Genomic DNA, 16543 nt, shown 5'->3' on the forward strand with positions numbered 1-16543 from the left:
GCGGCCTTGCATCGTGGAGACGCGCAGGGCGCAGCGCATGATCGCGGTGACGCGGCGGGCGGTCAATCGCGCGCGTTCGCCTCCCGCAGCCTATTCGAGTTTTTCCCGCTCTTCTTCGATATCGGCCTTCAGCGTGGCAGGCGCGACGGTGGCGCCCTGGCCGTGTTCGTCGGGCAGGACACAGACCCGCCGACCGTCACCGGCAAGGCCGGGCAGCCAGCGCTCCAGGAAGGCGTGCAGGGCGATCCTTTCCGGCCACGTGTTCGACCAGCTGCCCACCGCCGCACGTTCGGCGAACGCGCGGAACGGCCAGAACGGTGCCACCTGTTGACCCGCATCGGTAGCCGACATCACCCAGCCATCGGCGTTGCGCAATCCCCATACTTCTTCCCAGTCGGCCACGCGATTGACGAAATAGGCGTAGCGCTTCTCTGGCCGTGCACGCAGCACGGCGTCGACCTCTTGCGGCCCGAATCGATATCCCGCCTCACTGTCGCTGTGCGTGGTCGTCACTTTGCCGCCGCTTTCGGCTTGCTGTACCAAAGCGCATTGACGATGACCCAGCGCTCGCCGAACCGGCCCATGTGGAAATAGTCCACGAACCACGGTGTTTCCAATCGCACCGAGGCGGCGTTGCCGGTGACGTCGAGCACCTTGCAGCTGCGGTTCCACTGCGCCTTCGGGGTTTTCAACGCGCCCTGCCGGGTGAGTTCCACCAGCTCTTCCTTCGACATCCGGCGCAGGCCGAGGCGCTCATCCGGCGTGTCACCCAGGATCGCGCGCTTGGCCAGGTCCGGGTGCAGCGAACGCGCCACGCGGGCCGGGTCGCCCTCGAGCTGGCCGTCCACGTAGTCCAGGCAGGTGGCTTCGATCGCGGCACGCGTGGCGGGATCGATGGCGGGGGCAGCCGGTGTAGTAGCGCCGGCAAGGGCGAGCAACAGGGCAAGCGGGGTCATCGCAGGGTTTCCCTCGGGTAGGTGGCGCAGCTCATTCCTCGCGGAACAGCTCCAATTCGGTCAGGCCCAGCTGCATGTACATGAAGGCGGCCGCCTCGTCGCTCATTGGCTCGCCCTGCGGCCAACTGTCCAGCCAGGCCGTGATCGCCGCATTGTGCGGGTTGACCGCATCGGCCATCGCCTTCTTCTTCGCCGGGCTCTCCCCCTCCTGCATCATCTCGCGGAGGACGTCGTCGCCGATGCCCCAGTATTCGGCCAGCGGCACCAGGCCACGAAGGTTGGCAGGCACCTTGGCCCGGTCGAGCGGCGTGCGCGCGGCCGCGATGGCATCGGGGGCGTAGGCGGCACGGAAGGAATCGGCCGGGGCGATGTCGCCATACCGCAGTGCGTTCACGGGCGTGGCCGCCGATGCAGGCGCGGCGATCACCAGGCCGACCAGCAGCAGCGTGGGGAGCGACAGGAGCCACGTCGTGCGCGTCCGTGTCAGCGGCTTTCGTTGGAGATCGAACATCCTGGTTCCCTCCCGGTGGTCGGCTGATTGTGGCCTACGCCGTGACGGCGAGCCAGCGTCACGCGCAGCCGGGTGGAGCCCGGCGCTACGGGGTGGCCTGCAGCCACGCCAGCTTGCGCGCCCGCGGCTGGCGCTTGAGCTGCCATTCGGCTTTGGAGGCGGTCGCGCGGTCCGGGTAGGCGCGCATGGCCAGCAGCTTCACCGGCGGGTGGGCGCGGGTGTACTTGGCGCCCTTGCCGGCCAGATGGGCCTGGAAGCGGGCGTCCACGTCGTTGCTGATGCCGGCGTAGTAACTGCCGTTGCGGCATTCCAGCAGGTACACGTACCAGGGGGCGGGTTCAGCGGGCATACCGGGATTATCCACCGGAGAGCGCCCGGCGGCTGCTAGAATCCGCCCCGGATGCAGGAGAGAGGTGCCACGCTGGCACCCGCCGAAGGCGCAGGCTCCCATAATCGCTCAGGCCGGTGGCTCGGAACGCCACCAACCATGCATCCAGCACGCCGATCTGGAGAGAGGTCTTCAATGACCCGCCGAAGGGGCACGTGGCCTTGGCCACCGAACTCTCAGGCAAAAGGACAGCGGGAGCGGCAACGGAATCCCACCCTCACGACAGTGCCCCGCGCTGGCGTGCGATGTGCGTGCTTCCGTCCCCGCCTGACGTGCCCGGAGCCTCCCCCATGCTGCTCTCCCTGATCTACCTCATCGCCATTTCCGCCGAAGCCATGACCGGCGCGCTGTCCGCCGGACGGCGGCGCATGGACCTGTTCGGCGTGGTCATCATCGCCTGCGTCACCGCGCTGGGCGGTGGCTCGCTGCGCGACATCGTGCTGGGCCACTACCCGCTGGGCTGGGTGAAGCACCCCGAGTACCTGGGCTTCACCATCTGCGCGGCGTTGATCGCCACCTGGGTGGCGCGCTGGATGCACCACTTCCGCCGCACCTTCCTGGTGCTGGATGGACTGGGGCTGATCTGCTTCACCCTGATCGGCTGCGCGGTGGCGCGCGATGCCGGCCACGCCGCGCCGATCGTGCTGATCTCGGGCATGTTGACCGGTGCCTTCGGCGGCGTGCTGCGCGACGTGCTGTGCAACGAGGTCCCCCTGATCTTCCAGAAGGAACTGTATGCGGTGATCACCCTGTTCACCGGCGCGGCCTACCTGGGCCTGCTGGAGCTGGGCGTGTCGATCAACGCGGCCACGCTGTGGTGCCTGGGCGGCGGCTTCCTGCTGCGCCTGCTGGCGATCCACTTCAAATGGGAAATGCCCAAGTTCGTCTATCGCGACGAGGTGCATTGAACGGAACGTTCAATGCACCGGTAGCACCCGACCGTCCCGCCCCATGACCAAGGTCATGTGAGTGCAGGCACCCACACGCGGTACCATGACGCCCCCGCCCCTCCCGGGTCGGTATCCAGCCACGCTGCGGCATTCGACCAGCGGCCCCGCCAGACAACCCCACTTCGCCTCGCCTGCCCCCACGGGCCGGTAAACCATGGACGCGTTCGCCGTGTGGCGCACGCGCAGGATGCCCCATGTCTGCCCCGCTCCCCTCGCGTTCCCGTCGTCTGTTCAAACCGCTGTTGGTCGTGGCCGTGCTGGCCGCCGCCGTGATCGCCTGGCGCGTGTTGTCGCCCGCGCCGGCCGCCGAAGCCGCACCCGCGAGCACCGCCACGCCGGTGCGCGTGGCCACGGTGGTGCGCGAAGACCTGGTGGTGCGCCTGAAGGCGCTGGGCACGGTGACGCCGTTGCATACCGTGAGCCTGCGCAGCCGCGTGGAGGGCGAACTGCTGCGGCTGTCGTTCCGCGAGGGTGAACACGTCAAGGCCGGCGACCTGATCGCCGAGATCGACCCGCGCCCCTACCAGGTGGCGTTGGCGCGTGCGCTGGGCACCCAGCAGCAGAACCTGGCCGAACTGGACAACGCGCAGACCCAGCTCACGCGTTACAGCGAACTGCAGGCCAAGCACTTCGTCTCTGCCCAGGACCTGAGCGACCAGCAGAGCAAGGTGCGCCAGCTGCAGGGCCGTCGCCAGACCGACCAGGCTGCGGTGGATGAAGCACGCCTGCAACTGCAGTACACCCGCATCACCGCGCCGGTGGCCGGGCGCATGGGCCTGCGCAACGTGGACGTGGGCAACCTGGTGCGCAGCGGCGATACCGAGCCGCTGGCCACCATCACCCAGACCACGCCGATCAGCGTGCTCTTCACCGTGCCCGAGCCGGACCTGCCAGCGGTGGTGGCGGCCGTGCGCGCCACGCCCGACCTCACGGTGGAAGCATGGGATCGCGAAGAGCGCCAGGCGCTCGGCAGCGGCGTGCTGTCCAGCCTGGACAACCGCATCGACACCGCCACCGGCACGCTGAAGCTGCGCGCGCAGTTCGCCAATGCCGACGAGGCGCTGTTCCCCAACCAGTTCGTCAACATCCGCCTGCAGGTCAGCAGTGCCGATGCGGTGGTGATTCCCAACGCCGCCGTGCAGTTCGGCAGCAAGGGCAGCTATGTGTATGTGATCGCCCCGGACAACACCTCGCACCTGCGCAACGTGGTGCTGGGCCCGGCTGATGGCGAGCGCGTCTCGGTGCGCGAAGGCCTCAAGGCCGGCGAGCGGGTGGTGGTGGAAGGCATCGACGGCCTGCGCGAAGGTGCGCCGGTGGAGGTGGTGCCCACGCCGGGCACGCAGGTGGACGCGCCGCGGACCGGCGCATGAACCTCTCGCGGCCCTTCATCGAGCGCCCGGTAGCCACCACGCTGCTGATGGTGGCGCTGCTGCTGTCCGGCATCCTGGCCTACCGGCTGCTGCCGGTGGCGGCGCTGCCGCAGGTGGACTACCCGATCATCCAGGTCACCACGCTGTACCCGGGTGCCAGCCCGGGGGTGACCACCAGTGCGGTGACCGCGCCGCTGGAGCGGCAGCTCGGCCAGATTCCCGGGCTGAAGCAGATGTCCTCCACCAGCTCGGGGGGCGCGTCGGTGATCACCCTGCAGTTCTCGCTGGAGGTCGCCCTGGGCGTGGCCGAGCAGGAAGTGCAGGCCGCCATCAACGCCGCCGACAGCTTCCTGCCCGACGACCTGCCGGTGCCGCCGGTGTACCGCAAGGTCAACCCGGCCGACACCCCGATCCTGACCCTGGCGGTGACCTCGCAGGGCCTGTCGCTGCCGCAGGTGCACGACCTGGTGGATACGCGCATGGCCCAGCGCCTGTCGCAGCTGCCGGGCGTGGGCCTGGTCAGCCTGGCCGGCGGGCAGCGCCCGGCGGTGCGCATCCAGGTGAACCCGTCGGCGCTGGCCGCCAACGGGCTGAGCATGGCCAGCATCCGCACCGCGATCGGCGCGGCCAACGTCAACATGCCCAAGGGCAGCTTCGACGGCCCCACCCGCGCGATCATGCTCGATGCCAACGACCAGATGCGCTCGGTGGCCGAGTACCAGGCGCTGATCCTGGCCTACAAGGATGGCGCGCCGCTGCGCCTGGGCGATGTGGCCACGATCGAAGACGGCGCGGAAAACCGCCAGCTGGCCGCGTGGTCGGGCACCACGCCGGCGGTGCTGATCAACATCCAGCGCCAGCCCGGTGCCAACGTGATCGCCGTGGTGGACCAGGTGCGGGCGCTGCTGCCGCAGCTGCAGGCGTCGCTGCCCAAGGGCGTGGACGTGGCGGTGCTGAGCGACCGCACCGAATCGATCCGCGCCTCCATCCGCGGCGTGCAGCACGAACTGCTGATCGCCATCGCGCTGGTGGTGATGGTCACCTTCGTGTTCCTGCGCAACATTCCGGCCACGATCATTCCCAGCATCGCGGTGCCGCTGTCGCTGGTGGGCACCTTCGGGGTGATGCTGCTGGCGGGGTTCTCGCTCAACAACCTCACCCTGATGGCGCTCACCATCGCCACCGGCTTCGTGGTCGACGATGCGATCGTGATGCTGGAAAACATCGCCCGCCACCTGGAACGCGGCGCCACGCCGATGCAGGCGGCACTGAAGGGCGCTCGGCAGATCGGCTTCACCCTGATCTCGCTGACCCTGTCGCTGATCGCGGTGCTGATCCCGCTGCTGTTCATGGCCGACGTGGTGGGCAAGCTGTTCCACGAGTTCGCGATCACCCTGGCGGTGGCGATCGGCATCTCGCTGCTGGTGTCGCTGACGTTGACCCCGATGATGTGCGCGCGTCTGCTCAAGGCCGGCCATGCCACCCGCCGCGATGCAGATGGCCAGCAATCGGCGCAGCAGGGCGACCCGTTCGACCGCGTGGTGGCGATCTACGACCGCCAGCTGCACTGGGTGCTGCAGCGCCAGCCGCTGATGCTGGGCGCCACCGTGGCCACCTTGCTGCTTACCGCCGCACTGTACGTGTGGGTGCCCAAGGGGTTCTTCCCGGTGCAGGACGCCGGCTTGATCCAGGGCATCAGCGAAGCGCCGCAGTCGATCTCGTTCCAGGCCATGGCACAGCGCCAGCAGGCGCTTGCCGCGGCGCTGCTGGACGATACGGACGTGGCCAGCCTGTCCTCGTTCATCGGTGTGGACGGCAACAACGCCACGCTCAACAGTGGCCGGCTGCTGATCGAGCTGAAACCGCATGCGCAGCGCGATGCCGACGCGCAGGCGATCATCGCGCGGCTGCAGCAGCGCGTGGCGCACGTGCCCGGCATCACGCTGTACCTGCAGCCGGTGCAGGAACTGGGCATCGAGGACCGGATCAGCCGCACCCAGTACCAGTTCACCCTGACCAGCCCCGACAGCGACCAGCTCGCGCAGTGGACGCCCCGGTTGCTGGCCCACCTGCAGCAGTCCGCAGCCCTGGCCGACGTGGCCAGCGACCTGCAGGACCAGGGCCTGCAGGCGCACGTGCTGATCGACCGGGTGGCCGCCGCGCGCCTGGGCATCAGCGTGGACGCAATGGCCGATGCGCTGTACGACGCGTTCGGCCAGCGCCAGATCTCCACCATCTTCACCCAGGCCAATCAGTACCGCGTGGTGCTGGAAGCGCGCCCGGACGCGGCCTTCGGGCCGGACGCCATCGCGCGCCTGCACGTGGCCGGGCCGGAGGGCAAACAGGTGCCGCTGAATGGCATCGCGCGCATCGAGCAGCGCCCGGCGCACCTGTTGATCAACCACGTGGGCCAGTTCCCGGCGGTAACGTTCTCGTTCAACCTGGCACGCGGCGCGTCGCTGGGCGAAGCGGTGCAGGCCATTGAAGGCGCGCGTGCGGCGATCGGCCTGCCCACCGGGGTGGAGCTGCGCCTGCAGGGCGCGGCCGATGCGTTCCGCGCCTCACTGTCGAGCACGCTGTGGCTGGTGCTGGCCGCGGTGGTGGTGATGTACCTGGTGCTGGGCGTGCTGTATGAGAGTTTCATCCACCCCATCACCATCCTCTCCACCCTGCCCTCGGCCACGGTGGGCGCGCTGCTGGCGCTGCTGCTGAGCGGGCGCAGCCTGGACCTGATTGCGGTGATCGGCATCGTGCTGCTGATCGGGCTGGTGAAGAAGAACGCGATCATGATGATCGACTTCGCGCTGGAGGCCGAGCGTGAGTTCGGCCTGGCCCCGCACCAGGCGATCCACCAGGCCGCGCTGCTGCGCTTCCGTCCGATCCTGATGACCACCCTGGCCGCGCTGTTCGGCGCCATTCCGTTGATGTTCGCCAGCGGCTCGGGCGCGGAACTGCGGCAGCCGCTGGGCGTGGTGATGGTGGGCGGGCTGATCGTCAGCCAGGTGCTCACTCTGTTCACCACGCCGGTGATCTACCTGTTCTTCGACCGCTTCCGCCGGCGCCCGGCCGAACGTGCCGACGACGCGGCCGAGGCCCACGCGTGAGTCCGCTGGCGCGGGCGATCGGCTGGTTCGTGCAGCACCCGGTCGCCACCCTGCTGCTGTCGGTGGCGGTGGTGCTGGCCGGCCTGCTCGGTCTGCGGCTGCTGCCGGTGGCACCGCTGCCGCAGGTGGACTACCCGGCCATCAACGTCAGCGCCAGCCTGCCCGGGGCCAGCCCCGAATCGATGGCGGCCAACGTGGCCACGCCGCTGGAACGGGCGCTGGGCACGATTCCGGGCTTGAGCCGGATCGACTCGGCCAGCACCCAGGGCTCCACCCAGATCGAGCTGCAGTTCGAGCTGGGCCGCGACGTGGACAGCGCCGCGCGCGACGTGCAGGCGGCCATCAACGCCGCCCGCGCGCAGCTGCCCAGCGGCATGCCGGGCATGCCCCAGTACAACAAGGTCAATCCCTCGCAGGCACCGATCCTGGCGCTGGCACTGAGTTCGGACAGCCTCTCGCCCGGGCAGATCTTCGATGTGGCCTCCACGGTGATCGCGCAGAAGCTGGCGCAGATTCCGGGCGTAGGCGAAGTGCAGGTGGGCGGCAGTTCGCTGCCGGCGGTGCGGGTGTCGCTGGACCCCAATGCGCTCAACCAGCAGCGGATCGCGCTCGATGACGTGGCCGCGGCCATCCGCACCGCCAACGCGCTCAAGCCGCTGGGCACCGTGGCCAGCCAGAGCCGGCAATGGCAGCTGGAGGCCAGCCTGCAGCTGCGCACCGTCGCCGAGTACCGCGACCTGATCATCGCCATGCGCGAGGGCCGCCCGGTGCACCTGCGCGACGTGGCCCAGGTCAGCGAGGGCGTGGAAGACCGCTATGCCAGCGGCTTCCACAACCAGCGCCCGGCGGTGCTGTTGATCGTCAGCCGGCAGCCGGACGCCAACATCATCGAAACCGTCGACGCCATCAACGCGCAGATGGACACGCTGCAGGCGCTGCTGCCGGCCAGCATCGACATGCAGGTGGTGATGGACCGCTCGCCGGTCATCCGCGCCACCCTGCACGAGGCCGAGCTGACCCTGCTGTTGGCCATTGCCCTGGTGGTGCTGGTGGTCCTGGCCTTCCTGGGTCACTGGCGCGCCGCGCTGGTGCCCACCCTGGCCATTCCGGTGTCGCTGCTGGGCGCACTGGCGGTGATCGCGCTGCTCGGCTTCTCGCTCAACACGCTGTCGCTGATGGCGCTGATCGTGGCCGCGGTGCTGGTGGTGGACGATGCCATCGTGGTGCTGGAGAACATCGCCCGCCATCGCGAGAACGGTGCGTCGCCGATGGACGCGGCCCTGCGTGGTGCCGGTGAAGTGGGCGCCACCCTGTTGTCGATGAACATCGCACTGGCGGTGGTGTTCGTGTCGATCCTGTTCCTGGACGACTTCGTGGAGAAGCTGTTCCGCGAGTTCTCGCTGACCCTGGTGGCGGCAATGGGCGTGTCGCTGCTGGTCTCGCTGAGCCTGACCCCGATGCTGTGCGCACGTCTGCTGGGCCGTGAGCGGCCCGGTGCGGGCAACGTGCTGCAGCGGAGCGGCACGGCGTTGTTCGAGCGGCTGCGCGGCGGCTACGTGACCAGCCTGCAGACGATGCTGCGCTGGCTGGCCGTGCCGTTGCTGCTGTTCGGCGCGGTGATCGGGCTGAACGTGTGGCTGTTCCAGCAGGTGCCCAAGGGCATCGTGCCCAAGCAGGACACTGCGCAGCTGCGTGGCTTCGCGCGCGGCGACGACGGGCTGTCGTTCCAGGTGATGCAGCCCAAGATCGATGCGTATCGGAAGTTGCTGCTGGCCGACCCGGCCATCAGCGACATCATCGGGTACATCGGCGGGCGCAGCGGGGTCAACAACGCCTTCATCATGATCAAGATGAAGCCACTGGCCGAACGCAAGGTGTCCAGCCAGCAGGTGATCGACCGCCTGCGCAGCAACATGCCGAAGATTCCCGGCGGCGGCATGTTCCTGTGGGTGGACCAGGACATCAAGCTGGAAGGCAGCGGCGACAGCGGCCAGTACGAGTTCCAGCTGCTGTCCGGCGAGCTGGAACCCCTACGGCAATGGGCCCCCAAGGTGGCCGACGCACTGCGCGCCCTGCCCGAGCTGGTGGACGTGGAATCCAAGGGTGACGAAGGCATGCGCCAGGTGGTGCTGGACATCGACCGCGACGCCGCTGCACGGCTGGGCGTGGACATGCGCATGATCGCCTCGGTGCTCAACAACGCCTTCAGCCAGCGCCAGGTGGCCACGCTGTACGACACGCTCAACCAGTACCGCGTGGTGATGGAACTGGACCCGCGCTACACCCAGGACCCGTCCACGCTGGACCAGATCCACGTGATCGGCAAGGGCGGTCAGCGCCTGCCGCTGTCCTCCATTGCCAGCTGGTCCTACGGCATGGCGCCGGACCGCATTTACCACAGCCAACAGTTTGCCTCGGTCTGGATCGAGTTCGCGCTGGCACCCGGCGTAACCCTGGACCAGGCGGTGAAAGCCGTGGATCGCGCAATGGCCGGGATCATGCTGCCCAGCCATGTGCAGGCCAAGCTGAGTGGCGAGGCCGGTGGGTTTTCCAAACTGCGCGAGCGGCAGTTGTGGCTGATCGTGGGTGCGATGCTGGCCGTGTACCTGGTGCTGGGCGTGCTGTACGAGAGCTTCGTGCAGCCGCTGGCGATCCTGTCCACTCTGCCCTCGGCCGGCGTGGGCGCACTGCTGGCGCTGATGGCGTTCGGCAACGAATTGAACCTGATCTCGCTGCTGGGCCTGTTCCTGCTGGTAGGCGTGGTGATGAAGAACACCATCCTGATGATCGACTTCGCGCTGTCGGCCGAACGCGAGCGCGGGTTGTCGTCGTATGACGCCATCTGCGAGGCGGCACGGCTGCGCTTCCGGCCGATCCTGATGACCAGTGTGGCCGCGTTGCTGGGTACGTTGCCGTTGATGCTGGCGACCGGCGAAGGATGGGAGATGCGCCAGCCGTTGGGGATCGCGATCGTGGGTGGGTTGCTGGTGAGCCAGTGGTTGACGTTGTATACGACGCCGGCGATCTATCTGGCGTTGGCGCGGATGCGGCGGGGGTAGCAACGGCCTGATGTCCTTACGGCGTCAGATGAATCCGAATGAAAGGGAGCATTCGAGGTTCGCCAGATCCGAGAGCACGGCGACAGGTAGAAAGCTGCCCTCCTGCCCGTCGGACCCTTTGACCGGCCAAGTGATATCCAGCTCAAGAAATTCGGGCGTGACCACGTCCCGCACGGATTTCAGGCGCTGCAAGCCACCGGCGTGGGCTAGCAGTACTGGAACTGCTTGATCCAGCCTGCAGTCTGGTGCCAGTTCAATCGAGAACCTGGGAAAGGATCGCTTCAGCAACGCGGCAACACCCGCCCTCACGTGGGTACCCCGCTCGCCTGTTTCACTGGCTTTCACACTGAGCATCTCCTCTATCACATGAGGCGAGACCTCAAACCCCCTGAAGGTGAGTGAAGCGATCTTTGACCTGATGGAAGTGCTCATAACCCCTCCTCATTCCCGCCAGAGCTGCGGGGTACGGCCCCCAGCTTCACAAGCTCCGCCGGGAAGACGCCGCATTCGCCGTCGACCAAGACCACATGCGACGTCAGGCACCCGACAGCGAACAGCACGTACTCCGCAGCCTCCTTTGCCTCTTCAATCGCCGTGGTCACCACGCCCATCCTGCCTGCATCCTCCACAACCTCGTCCAATGCGTACTCTAGATGACGGGCCTCCGCTCCGACGCAGACGAACTCATGGCAGCCCAGCCCAAGCAGTATGTTGACCAGCGCCCGCGTGGAGCCCTGCGACGGCACGATGCCTGCTGGAAGCACGCAGGCAAAAGGCACGCCGGCGACGAACGAATCGATTTTGCCGTGCTCACCAGCATCAAACATCGCAATAGCGACACGCTGGTACTCGATGATGTTCATCGTTCCTTGGCCTCGAGAAAACAGACTGACATATCTAGAGCAACGGCTTATGGAGAGGAAGTCCGCGCGCGAGATTCTTTGCCCTGCAGCACGCTTCCAACGTTACCGGCACAGATCAATTCATCACCAGTTCCAAACTCATGAAACCAATCGATTACTTTGCTTGCGGGCAAAACGCCGGGCTCGCGACTGGCAGCCCACCCGACCATGATGCAAGCCATGAAGGGCCACACGCGCCGGTCCACCTCACGTCAGCGATCAGCCTGGATCACACCGGGCACTTCATCGCAGGATCGCAGCCGCATGCCCTCAAGAAAGTACCGCTGCCCTGCACCCGTGCCGGTGAAAGCCCACCCTGCCACGTCTCCACCCTCATCCACGTAGAAGGTCACGTCCCCGTACCTCTGCCTGGACAGAATCGCAGTCATCGACACCGTGCCCGAGGGGGTGCCGACACGGCAACTGGGGCCCCGCTCGAAACTCGCGCCCATGGCCTGCCACCGCGGCCCGGCATCGGGTGGCATGTAGAACGCGAAGTACTCGGAGACCAGACACGAAGGGGAAGGGAACTGTCCGTCGCACTTGCGCAGGTACTGCAGCTCGCATCCGGGCAGGAGGGTGCGTGTATTGAAGTCAATCGACACACTCCTACCGTCGTTTCTGTTGGTACCGTCGACGAAGTACAGGCGGCGCGGTGGTCGATTCGACGCCGACGCCGACGCCGGCGCGTGCGGCGCATCGCCAGGCGGCTGCAGCGTATTGGACGGGGAGACCAGCAGTTCCCCGATGGCACGCCCTGCCAGTTGCGGCCGTTCATCGCTGCTTCCCCACTGCCGCTGCAGTGCATCGATTGCACCCTCCTTGAAGGCGCCCGGCACGGCATACATCGCCCGACCAAAGAACCCCGGCGACCTGCAGCCTTGCGCAACAACTTCGCTCGCATAAAGCGCGTCATCGAACGCAAAGTACTTGTCGATCTCGACATCGGCGGGGTCTTGGATGCGCCAGGTCTGTTGCAGCAGCAATGACAATCGGGAGGTGCGATCGGCCGCGATGCGCTTACGGGTCTCGTTGAGGTCCGCGCCCACACCGCCCCCATTCTGCAGCCACTCCTGCACAAGCGCCTGCCAAGCCGCACCACATACAGCGTTGTGGGTGCTGATCTCGTTCAGAAGATCGCGATGGGACGAGGTGCCGACCGATGCACAGCCTGCCGTGACAGACAGAGCCATCGCCAGGCACAGAGTCTTCATCGGAGAGCGGCCAAGAACGTCTGCGCTGTCATTCATTTCGTCACCTTGGGTTGGGTCGCCAACTCAGCACACACTGACATCGACAGCGTTGCCCGCCTCCAGAATGACGCCGAGGGTGCACTGATACTCCCGCCGCTTCAGATCATTGGAGCACACCAGCCCGCCCGATGACGTTGTCATCAGGTCACTTGAACAGGCATCCCTTCGCGCCACAGCCGGCATCTACAGGTAAATGCTCTTTGCAGTATCAGAATTAAAGAAGAACGCAGCTCTATCCTTCTTCTCGCCTGGCGCGGGATCCACAATGTTGCGCGAAGCAAGCGTGTAGCTTCCGGATATCTCTGTGTACTCCTGAGATGACACGCCCCCGGCGACCACCAGCACACCGACAGTCTCCATCGCCGCGATTCCGCTGCTGCTTCTCATTGATCACTCCCCTGTAAGTGCATCCGGCCATCCTCTGAGTTCATGGAAGTCATCCCGTTCAACACGTCGACCGCTTCAAGTTGCTTCGTTCGCCGCGTTACAGAACCTCAGCAATGCGCGGCATATGACTGCCAAGTAGCCGCGCAAACCGATTGCGACGGTTCGCCAGGCTTCTTCCCCCAACCCGGCGTCAACGCGCCAGGCGGGCGTGCTCGACAGCTAGAGCGAGGTCCAGCACGGTTCGGACCGATTCCCACTCCGCTTCCACCCCGTTCGCCGTCAGCCAGCCATTCATTTCATCCATCCCCTTATCCAACACCCACGAATCGAACTGAAAAAGGTCCTGAAGCGAGTCCTCGGGACGAATGAGCCCGGGATCAATCTTGTAACAACTTCCCAATACCACCACTACGTCGCGAAAGTTGCGGAGTTCCACCCTGCTGGCAACGGGCGCGTGCATACGTTTTATCCGGTATTGATAAGTGAACCTGATCCCGTTCTTCGGCCATTTGTACTAGCAGGCTTAGTTGCCCTCGCCCTCATCGACTGCAAAGTGACCCGGTATCCGAATTAGCGGCTTGAAGTTTACCTTCCAGATATCCAACTCAAACGGGATACCGTTCTTATCCAGATTCATGGAAGCAATGACGTCTACTCCATCGGCATCACGAAAGCGCACTTCAGCTATTTTCTTGCCCATCTTTTGCACCAAAGATGTAGAGGGCGACAAGAAGCGCAAGCTTCCCATTCCACCATCATCCATTGGCGAAACTTTTGCTTGATCGAGCCATTCAGGCGGAAGCTCAAAATCAGCTTTCTTGATCAAAGCCAGAATCAGTTTTTTCTCAGCGGCAGTGAGAAGTCGTTCCATACATCAATCCGGTAGAGTAATTCGTCCAACATTGATCGATCCGTCTTCAAGCCTGAAGGCGGTGTAAGTTACTTGCGTTCCATCAACACTGATCGTTTGATTGAAAGGCTTCCCGGCCTCAATCCGCGAAGCAGATACACGCAGGTCAGTCTGTACTGCCCGTCGCACTGCTTCTCGGTAGCGCGGTGGATCCGTTTCCTCGCTTGAGACCCGCGTGCGCTTTGCTGATGCCCCAGTCGAAGTGATAACGCAACCCATTGGGGGACAGCGCGATGAACCCCTGCCCTGGATATCCATTGGCCGTTGCAGACTTGCAGATGAACCGCCAGTAGTCCTTGGTTATCCAACCCACCGTTCCGGTGGGCCCGGCTGGCACGCGGGAACTGGGGTTACTCAGCAGCGTGCGACTTCCCTGCCCGGGGATGCTCAGCTCATAGCCAGCCCAGTATTGTTCCGCCGACGTACCGCCAGCTGTTCCAGGCTCCTGGGTCAAACTGCAGCGCTGATCGGCGGTGCCGCCGATAGGGCGCCACCCGCCAGCTGAGATCGCGAACACGCCGGACATGTACGGCACATCCATGTCCCACTCACCGAGGCCGAGCAGGTGTTGGCCGTTGGAACGTGATCGATCGTCGACTTTGAGGCGGCGCCTCAGCTCTACCGGCAGGCTGCTGTTGCCGGGGATGCTGATATCGACATTGGCGAACTCGGTGTTGCCGTTGAAGGTGCTGACCTGCTCACCAAAGAGCGAGTCTACCGAGAGCACGCCCAGATCTTTTGCCCCGTTGATGCGCTCGATGGAGCGCTCGTGCAGGCCGTAGGAGCCGGGTGTTTGTGCGTGGGCGAATCCGAAAGACAACGCGAGGCCGAGCCCGGCCAAATACCGTGCAACGTGCTGCATCCAGTTTTCCCCTGAGCCATTCCCTGCCGCCCCAGTTGCTGGGGCAGCTAGCAAGGAGCGTTGTAGCAACGAAACTGAATTGTTGTCAAACAACGCATTGCAACAGAGGGGCCAGGTCCGCGTGCGGCCACCCATGGGGTGGCTCTACCGGGACAGGCCGGGTGTACCGGCGTGCCGTGGGCGCGTCAACCGCGTTACGCCGCTTCGCGCACCCGCGCTGCGCGGCGCGCGCGCACCGCTTCGGCCAGGCTTTCCAGCACGGCCAGCGAGCTGTCCCAGCCGATGCAGCCATCGGTGATGCTCTGGCCGTAGGTCAGCGGCTGCCCTTCGACAAGGTCCTGGCGACCGGCCACCAGGTGGCTTTCCACCATCACCCCGACGATGCGCTCTTCGCCATTGGCCAGCTGCGCGTTGATGTCGGCGATGACCTTGGGCTGGTTTTCCGGGTTCTTGCTGCTGTTGGCGTGGCTGGCATCGATCATGATGCGCGCGGCCAGGTGCGACTTAGCCAGGGTCTGGCTGGTCGCTTCCACATGGGTGGCGTCGTAGTTGGGCGTCTTGCCGCCGCGCAGGATGACGTGGCAATCCGGGTTGCCGGCGGTGGCGACGATGGCGGTGCCGCCTTCCTTGGTCACCGACAGGAAGTGATGCGGATTCGACGCAGCACCAATCGCGTCGGCAGCGATCTTGATGTTGCCGTCGGTGCCGTTCTTGAAGCCCACCGGGCACGACAGGCCCGAGGCGAGTTCGCGGTGCACCTGGCTTTCAGTGGTACGCGCGCCAATCGCGCCCCAGGCCACCAGGTCGGCAATGTACTGCGGCGAGATCACGTCGAGGAATTCCACGCCGGCCGGCAGGCCGAGCTTGTTGATGTCGCGCAGCAGACCGCGCGCCACGCGCAGGCCCTTGTTGATGTTGAAGCTGCCGTCCAGGTCCGGGTCGTTGATCAGGCCCTTCCAGCCCACCGTGGTGCGCGGCTTTTCGAAGTACACGCGCATGACGATTTCCAGTTCGTCAGCAAAGGCGTCACGCAGCGGCTTGAGGCGCTGGGCGTATTCGATGGCGGCCACCGGGTCGTGGATCGAGCACGGGCCGATCACTACCGCCAGGCGGTCATCGCGGCCGTGCAGGATCTCGTGCAGGGCCGCGCGCGAGGCGCTGACGGTGTCGGAGGCTTCATCGTCGCAGGGCAGCATGGCCAGCAGCTGGGCCGGCGGGGTCAACGGTTCGATCTTGCGGATGCGCAGGTCATCGGTGTGCGGGGGCATGGGGAAAACTCCTTGGAAGTGGGGGTCCCCAGCGCGGCGGCAACAAAAAAGCCGCCAGGTGCGCTGGCGGCTTTCGGGAATGCGTCTGAAGGTTTCTTCAGGGTGAGCGCATGCCTTCCTCCGCCGGTGGCTTCGGAAAGTAATACCAAAAGTAGGCATTGGCGGGGCGTGCGTTCATTGGGGAGTATTGATAGCACAGCTTTTGTGCGGCGCAAAATGTTTCATTCGCAACTGCGACGGCGGTGTTCAGCCACCGTGGGCGCGGGCCTCATGCCTTCGGCAGCGCCGCCAGTTCGGCCAGATGCTGCTGCAGCCCACCCGATGCGCCCGCGATGTGGGTGGTGGTGAAGTAGGTGTGCCAGCCGGTGCCATCAATGGCGGCCAGCAGCGCATCAGCATCCGTGCGGTCGCTGCATTGCCACACGGCGTAGAACTGCTCTGCGCTGCTGCGCGGCACGTCCGTATCCAGCGGGCCCATGGCCAGCGGTTTGATCCGCGCCGGATCGACATGCTGCATGCCCGCGCCGATGCGGGCGAAGAGCGCCCCCCGCGATACCGGGTCCAGCGCGGTCCAGGCGGGGGTGGCGGTGTAGAGCTCGATCAGCATGTAAGACATGGCATTC

General features: G+C 65.7%; 16 protein-coding genes and 2 riboswitches. Of the genes, 4 read left to right on the top strand and 12 right to left on the bottom strand.

Going from position 1 to position 16543, the window contains the following annotated elements; translation table 11 throughout:
- Window positions 1–90: 90 nt before the first annotated feature.
- From ACZ0AE_RS17890 to ACZ0AE_RS17905, 4 genes are all read right to left on the bottom strand, one after another.
- Window positions 91–513, bottom strand: coding sequence for a DUF2750 domain-containing protein (locus ACZ0AE_RS17890; protein WP_463601771.1), 423 nt, complete (start codon window positions 511–513; stop codon window positions 91–93).
- Window positions 510–956, bottom strand: a complete 447-nt coding sequence (locus ACZ0AE_RS17895) for a nuclear transport factor 2 family protein (protein ID WP_137190513.1) — start codon at window positions 954–956, stop codon at window positions 510–512. Before ACZ0AE_RS17895 ends, ACZ0AE_RS17890 begins: the two co-directional genes overlap by 4 nt.
- Window positions 957–987: 31 nt before the next feature.
- Window positions 988–1467 carry a hypothetical protein gene (locus tag ACZ0AE_RS17900; protein WP_463601772.1) on the bottom strand — a complete coding sequence of 160 codons (480 nt, stop codon included), beginning with the start codon at window positions 1465–1467 and terminating at the stop codon, window positions 988–990.
- A gap of 85 nt (window positions 1468–1552) precedes the next feature.
- Window positions 1553–1816 carry a GIY-YIG nuclease family protein gene (locus ACZ0AE_RS17905; protein WP_128097542.1) on the bottom strand — a complete coding sequence of 88 codons (264 nt, stop codon included), beginning with the start codon at window positions 1814–1816 and terminating at the stop codon, window positions 1553–1555.
- 44 nt (window positions 1817–1860) lie between these two features.
- Window positions 1861–1955, top strand: a riboswitch (glycine riboswitch).
- Between the two features lie 8 nt (window positions 1956–1963).
- A riboswitch (glycine riboswitch) is annotated at window positions 1964–2055 on the top strand.
- 90 nt (window positions 2056–2145) lie between these two features.
- Here ACZ0AE_RS17905 and ACZ0AE_RS17910 point away from each other — a divergent pair.
- The 4 genes from ACZ0AE_RS17910 (at window position 2146) to ACZ0AE_RS17925 (ending at window position 10338) form a co-directional block, all read left to right on the top strand.
- The gene (locus ACZ0AE_RS17910) at window positions 2146–2763 is read left to right on the top strand and encodes a trimeric intracellular cation channel family protein (RefSeq protein ID WP_038685940.1); all 618 of its coding nucleotides are present in this window, start codon (window positions 2146–2148) and stop codon (window positions 2761–2763) included.
- 236 nt (window positions 2764–2999) lie between these two features.
- Complete coding sequence (locus ACZ0AE_RS17915) at window positions 3000–4175, top strand: MdtA/MuxA family multidrug efflux RND transporter periplasmic adaptor subunit (RefSeq protein ID WP_313245894.1); 1176 nt, start codon at window positions 3000–3002, stop codon at window positions 4173–4175.
- A complete protein-coding gene (locus ACZ0AE_RS17920; RefSeq protein WP_463601773.1) occupies window positions 4172–7279 on the top strand; it encodes an MdtB/MuxB family multidrug efflux RND transporter permease subunit in 3108 nt (1035 codons plus the stop codon). Before ACZ0AE_RS17915 ends, ACZ0AE_RS17920 begins: the two co-directional genes overlap by 4 nt.
- Window positions 7276–10338 (top strand): efflux RND transporter permease subunit, encoded by a 3063-nt coding sequence (locus ACZ0AE_RS17925; protein ID WP_463601774.1) that lies wholly within the window; start codon window positions 7276–7278, stop codon window positions 10336–10338. The genes ACZ0AE_RS17920 and ACZ0AE_RS17925 overlap by 4 nt, the downstream gene beginning before the upstream one ends.
- 24 nt (window positions 10339–10362) lie before the next feature.
- Here ACZ0AE_RS17925 and ACZ0AE_RS17930 read toward each other — a convergent pair whose 3' ends face one another.
- The 8 genes from ACZ0AE_RS17930 to ACZ0AE_RS17965 all read right to left on the bottom strand — a co-directional run bounded on the left by ACZ0AE_RS17930 (window position 10363) and on the right by ACZ0AE_RS17965 (window position 16536).
- Window positions 10363–10770, bottom strand: a complete 408-nt coding sequence (locus ACZ0AE_RS17930; protein WP_463601775.1) for a hypothetical protein — start codon at window positions 10768–10770, stop codon at window positions 10363–10365.
- A complete protein-coding gene (locus ACZ0AE_RS17935; RefSeq protein WP_463601776.1) occupies window positions 10767–11201 on the bottom strand; it encodes a hypothetical protein in 435 nt (144 codons plus the stop codon). The genes ACZ0AE_RS17930 and ACZ0AE_RS17935 overlap by 4 nt, the downstream gene beginning before the upstream one ends.
- Window positions 11202–11452: 251 nt before the next feature.
- Entirely contained in the window at window positions 11453–12490 is a 1038-nt protein-coding gene (locus ACZ0AE_RS17940) for a hypothetical protein (RefSeq protein WP_463601777.1), read from the bottom strand.
- 580 nt (window positions 12491–13070) lie between these two features.
- Window positions 13071–13340: a hypothetical protein gene (locus ACZ0AE_RS17945; protein WP_463601778.1), complete on the bottom strand. Its 270-nt coding sequence runs from the start codon at window positions 13338–13340 to the stop codon at window positions 13071–13073.
- A 63-nt stretch (window positions 13341–13403) separates the two neighbouring features.
- Entirely contained in the window at window positions 13404–13751 is a 348-nt protein-coding gene (locus tag ACZ0AE_RS17950) for a DUF6984 family protein (RefSeq protein ID WP_463601779.1), read from the bottom strand.
- Between the two features lie 145 nt (window positions 13752–13896).
- Window positions 13897–14652: a hypothetical protein gene (locus ACZ0AE_RS17955; RefSeq protein WP_463601780.1), complete on the bottom strand. Its 756-nt coding sequence runs from the start codon at window positions 14650–14652 to the stop codon at window positions 13897–13899.
- 194 nt (window positions 14653–14846) lie between these two features.
- Window positions 14847–15920, bottom strand: a complete 1074-nt coding sequence (aroG, locus tag ACZ0AE_RS17960) for a 3-deoxy-7-phosphoheptulonate synthase AroG (protein WP_038685930.1) — start codon at window positions 15918–15920, stop codon at window positions 14847–14849.
- A 268-nt stretch (window positions 15921–16188) separates the two neighbouring features.
- Window positions 16189–16536: a DUF6616 family protein gene (locus ACZ0AE_RS17965; RefSeq protein ID WP_038685928.1), complete on the bottom strand. Its 348-nt coding sequence runs from the start codon at window positions 16534–16536 to the stop codon at window positions 16189–16191.
- Between the last annotated feature and the right edge of the window lie 7 nt (window positions 16537–16543).

This window comes from Stenotrophomonas sp. AC248 (assembly GCF_979258185.1).

Coding starts and splice junctions, on each gene's coding strand:
- ACZ0AE_RS17895 (WP_137190513.1), bottom strand. CDS start 956: ATGACCCCGCTTGCCCTGTTGCTCGCCCTTGCCGGCGCTACTACACCG.
- ACZ0AE_RS17900 (WP_463601772.1), bottom strand. CDS start 1,467: ATGTTCGATCTCCAACGAAAGCCGCTGACACGGACGCGCACGACGTGG.
- ACZ0AE_RS17905 (WP_128097542.1), bottom strand. CDS start 1,816: ATGCCCGCTGAACCCGCCCCCTGGTACGTGTACCTGCTGGAATGCCGC.
- ACZ0AE_RS17910 (WP_038685940.1), top strand. CDS start 2,146: ATGCTGCTCTCCCTGATCTACCTCATCGCCATTTCCGCCGAAGCCATG.
- ACZ0AE_RS17915 (WP_313245894.1), top strand. CDS start 3,000: ATGTCTGCCCCGCTCCCCTCGCGTTCCCGTCGTCTGTTCAAACCGCTG.
- ACZ0AE_RS17920 (WP_463601773.1), top strand. CDS start 4,172: ATGAACCTCTCGCGGCCCTTCATCGAGCGCCCGGTAGCCACCACGCTG.
- ACZ0AE_RS17930 (WP_463601775.1), bottom strand. CDS start 10,770: ATGAGCACTTCCATCAGGTCAAAGATCGCTTCACTCACCTTCAGGGGG.
- ACZ0AE_RS17935 (WP_463601776.1), bottom strand. CDS start 11,201: ATGAACATCATCGAGTACCAGCGTGTCGCTATTGCGATGTTTGATGCT.
- ACZ0AE_RS17940 (WP_463601777.1), bottom strand. CDS start 12,490: ATGAATGACAGCGCAGACGTTCTTGGCCGCTCTCCGATGAAGACTCTG.
- ACZ0AE_RS17945 (WP_463601778.1), bottom strand. CDS start 13,340: ATGCACGCGCCCGTTGCCAGCAGGGTGGAACTCCGCAACTTTCGCGAC.
- ACZ0AE_RS17950 (WP_463601779.1), bottom strand. CDS start 13,751: ATGGAACGACTTCTCACTGCCGCTGAGAAAAAACTGATTCTGGCTTTG.
- ACZ0AE_RS17955 (WP_463601780.1), bottom strand. CDS start 14,652: ATGCAGCACGTTGCACGGTATTTGGCCGGGCTCGGCCTCGCGTTGTCT.
- aroG (WP_038685930.1), bottom strand. CDS start 15,920: ATGCCCCCGCACACCGATGACCTGCGCATCCGCAAGATCGAACCGTTG.
- ACZ0AE_RS17965 (WP_038685928.1), bottom strand. CDS start 16,536: ATGTCTTACATGCTGATCGAGCTCTACACCGCCACCCCCGCCTGGACC.